The 425-nt window shown below is 65.4% G+C and carries 1 protein-coding gene; it reads left to right on the plus strand.

Annotation, left to right across the window (positions count from 1 at the left end):
- Window positions 1-155 precede the first annotated feature (155 nt).
- Window positions 156-425 (plus strand): hypothetical protein (locus tag RNB18_RS52630; RefSeq protein WP_311721133.1); only part of this gene is annotated, 270 nt, incomplete at its 3' end.

The following is a 425-nucleotide window of genomic DNA, read 5'->3' on the forward strand; positions in this document are numbered from 1 at the left end:
CTCTTAACGCGAGGGGGGTTTCACTTCTATCTGGGGTTTTGTCTACCGGTAGTAGGGGGCTGAGCTGGTCGAACGAGATGGGACAAGCAAAAACGACGCCTTCGGCGGCGCCTGGAAAGAAGTCCGCGTTCCTGTTCGGAGACGACCCCAGCGCCGTGGCAGACAGGGTCTTGAAGCGTGCGTGGCACGCCTGGCGGGCCCAACTGGGCCACGGGAAGGTTCTGTTGCCCTCCGGGCACTGGGACGTGTCTGGACGCTGGCAGAGGGCTTCGGCGTGGACCGACCTGCAGCGCACGGTCCGGATCGCACTGCGCCGTTCCACCGAGTCCGAGTTGGTCGAAGTGCTGTCCGGCAGCGTGCACGGGGTGGACGACGTCGGCCGACTGGCCGCGTGGAGGCTGTGGCAGCTGATCAACGCTCGGAAG

It is taken from the genome of Streptomyces doebereineriae (assembly GCF_031845645.1).
In the GTDB taxonomy this organism is placed as follows: domain Bacteria; phylum Actinomycetota; class Actinomycetes; order Streptomycetales; family Streptomycetaceae; genus Streptomyces; species Streptomyces canus.